The sequence below is a fragment of the Aliivibrio sp. S10_S31 genome (assembly GCF_014694495.1).
In the GTDB taxonomy this organism is placed as follows: Bacteria; Pseudomonadota; Gammaproteobacteria; order Enterobacterales; family Vibrionaceae; genus Aliivibrio; species Aliivibrio fischeri.
This window is the reverse complement of record NZ_JAAUWR010000055.1, coordinates 1-2015: the sequence shown is the minus strand read 5'-3', so window position 1 is coordinate 2015 and position 2015 is coordinate 1. Positions and strand designations below refer to the sequence as shown.

The following is a 2015-nucleotide window of genomic DNA, read 5'->3' as shown; positions in this document are numbered from 1 at the left end:
AACGCTAAAAGGCAACAAAGAAAATGAGTTTCGATGACTAAATAGCGTTTACAAAAGTCTCGCTTCTATTGATGAACCGTGCAAAAAATTTCGGACTCAGTACGCACAACGCCTGCATAACACGTTTACTACTGTGCAATTATACTTAATATTGACGCCTTAAAACGAGAAACACTCGGCAAACTGAGATTGCCGAGTGTAGTAAATCGTGTTGATGCATTTGTTATATGCGATTTACAATTTATTTTTTCTATCCGTAACTAAAGTCATACATACTTCTTTAGAAATTGCATATGTACTGCTTGAATAGCGACTTGACCATTTATTCAAAGAGTTACACTTTACATAATCATTTAAATTATTATGTATTATTGTATAGGTTGACAAAGTAAGTAACGGAGAAATTATCACTGCAATGATTAAAACTGCATAATTTAGTTGCTTAGGTGATGGTTCTTTATCTTTTAAAGACATGAAGTAATAATAAATTAAATAAGTTAAAATAAAGCACCCTGAATAAGTAGCCCAAACATTTAAAGCACCATCAATTACAACATACTCTTCAGACCCAACCTGCATTAACGCATAATATTCCCCCGCAATCGATGACAAATATATAAATCCAAATATACTGATAATAAGCTTAAAAGTTGTCATTAAAATAGTCCTGAACAGCAATGGTAAAGTCTTCTGAATAACCATTTTTTTCGTCGACATGATCTAATTGTTTCCCCACGATAAAGGAACTCACTGTAAATACAATGCCAACAACAAGTAAACTAGCAGTTGCAGGAACAAAAGTTGCAGTGATTAAAGCAGCCCCCGCTAAAGTCGCCATACCTTTAACAATATCACCAGCAGAGTTACCTACAAACTCAGCTAGCGTAGTCTCATCTCGCAAAATGTAATCCGCGGTATTAATTCCTACAGAGACAATGATCTCTAGACCAACATTAAAACGAACAAATCTAGCCGCTCCCTTTAAATCATTTAATCCTAGACCAACTTTAATAACCCTTGGATTATTAGCCCCCCATTTATTACCTTTCATCAAGGTTTGCTCATAACGACGGAAGTTTTTAATAATAACCCAATCCTTACCGTTAATATTTTTCGTATAAGCAACGACTCCTAGTCCACCTAGCCCAGAGGCTGTTTTGTAAGCATCGTAGACGCCACTACCTAAACCACGATAAGTCTTCACATCACCAATAGTTTCTTTTCCTCCCATATCAGCATATAGGTTTTGTAAAAATTCATGCGCTTCTTCTGGCGACATCAATGCAAAACTCTTAATTGGTTCTACATATTCAACATTCAGATATTTATCATCGTCTTCAGCTAATGGATTATATGCAGGCCAATACCCCGAATCACTTGGTATTCTTATTGGTTGTGATGTTTGCGAATTAGCGCTATTAGTGCGTGCTGTGGTTATTTTCTTGCTTTCACCTGATTCTAATTTTGAAAGTGGACTACTTGTAGGTGGTTGATATTTGTCACCGATATTGACTGTCCCACTTCCAATAGTTACCCCTCCACAACTAATTTCACCACCTGTAATAGCTGCCGGTTTACCATTAATAAATACAGTTGAAGAGCCTGATGATATTGTCCTAGGATGCGGAGGATGTTTGGGCTTACTATGTGGAAGCAGAGGGTCACCAACCCTCGCCGCTGGTTGCCCATCAAATTTTACATCTGGTGAACCAGATAAAATTGGGGTTTCTGGGAAACCATCATGAGCCGTACCTATATCACCAACTTTAACGCCTTTAGACATAACATAATCCTTTATTTATTATACTGATGCTAGTATATGACTATTGTCTACACGAGCTAATAAATAAGAGATAACTTCGGCTTTCTTCACGTTTTTGATAAGCATATAACGCTTGCATAACACGTTTATTACCATGCCTACCAACCTGAATTAACCACCCTAATCACAAAACCCAAGGCAAACCCAGAATGCCGAGTGTAATAAATCGTGTTGATGCGATTGTTGTGCGGAC

General features: G+C 37.1%; 2 protein-coding genes. Both read right to left on the bottom strand.

Annotated elements, in window-relative coordinates; genetic code table 11:
- Positions 1 to 234 precede the first annotated feature (234 nt).
- Positions 235 to 657: a hypothetical protein gene (locus HC728_RS19455; protein ID WP_190395959.1), complete on the bottom strand. Its 423-nt coding sequence runs from the start codon at positions 655 to 657 to the stop codon at positions 235 to 237.
- Positions 644 to 1783: a type VI secretion system PAAR protein gene (locus tag HC728_RS20195; RefSeq protein WP_238933835.1), complete on the bottom strand. Its 1140-nt coding sequence runs from the start codon at positions 1781 to 1783 to the stop codon at positions 644 to 646. The genes HC728_RS19455 and HC728_RS20195 overlap by 14 nt, the downstream gene beginning before the upstream one ends.
- Positions 1784 to 2015 lie beyond the last annotated feature (232 nt).

Bases quoted from the DNA above. Each gene is read 5' to 3' on its own strand.
- HC728_RS19455 (WP_190395959.1), bottom strand. From the start codon at position 657: ATGACAACTTTTAAGCTTATTATCAGTATATTTGGATTTATATATTTG.
- HC728_RS20195 (WP_238933835.1), bottom strand. From the start codon at position 1,783: ATGTCTAAAGGCGTTAAAGTTGGTGATATAGGTACGGCTCATGATGGT.